1 protein-coding gene is annotated in these 920 nt (G+C 66.1%); it reads left to right on the forward strand.

Annotated elements, in window-relative coordinates:
• Window positions 1-90 precede the first annotated feature (90 nt).
• On the forward strand, window positions 91-920 hold an 830-nt coding region (locus tag ETD86_RS54530), incomplete at its 3' end, for a transposase (protein WP_211370948.1).

Raw genomic sequence — 920 nt, forward strand, 5'->3', positions numbered from 1 at the left:
GGTTAGCGAAATGAAGTGAGGTGTCCCCTGAACTGGGAGGATGGGAGTTCTCTACGCTTCCATCGCCCGCTGCAAAGGACACCTCGTAAGTTGAAATTCTCCCATACCGCCAGCCGTACGCAGGCGATCTTCGATGACGAGCATGTGATCTCCTACGCGGGGCTGGCTCCGGCGCTGCGGCTGGCCGAGCGGTGCGGGCTGGAGCGGCTGGTCGGCGAGCACGTGGCGCTGGGCGCGGCCGAGGGGGTCAACGCGCCGGCGAAAGTGACCTCGATCGTGGCCGGGATGGCCTGCGGTGCTGACAGCATCGACGACCTGGACCTGCTGCGGCACGGCGGGATGGACAAGATGTTCACCGGGATCCGTGCCCCGTCCACTCTGGGATCGTTTGTGCGCGTATTCACTGGGGGCAACGTGCGCCAGCTCGACAAAGTCGCGCGTCAGATGCTGGCGGCGCTGGCCGCCCACACCCCGCTGCTGCCCGGCAAGGACATGCTGGCGTTCTTGGATATCGACTCGATGCAGCGGCGCACCTACGGGCACGCCAAGCAGGGCTCCGGCTTCGGCCACACCAAAATCCAGGGGAAGAGTGTCCTGGTCAGGGGGCTGAACGCGTTGACCGTCACCTTGTCTACACCGCTGTCGGCTCCGGTGGTGGCCGCCAGCCGGTTGCGTGGTGGCACGGCCGGGTCGGCCCGCGGTGCCGCCTCAGTGGTCCGCGAGTCCATCGGCACCGCCCGCCAGGCGGGCTGCACCGGCACCCTCATCCTGCGCGGTGACAGCGCGTTCTACAGCAATGAGGTCATCGCTGCCTGCCGTGACAACGACACCCGCTTCTCGGTCACCGCCAAACTCGACCCCAAGGTCAAAGCCGCTATCGCCACCATCAGCGAGGACACCTGGAATTCGATCAAGTACCC

Source organism: Nonomuraea turkmeniaca (assembly GCF_005889735.1).
GTDB classification, from domain to species: domain Bacteria; phylum Actinomycetota; class Actinomycetes; order Streptosporangiales; family Streptosporangiaceae; genus Nonomuraea; species Nonomuraea turkmeniaca.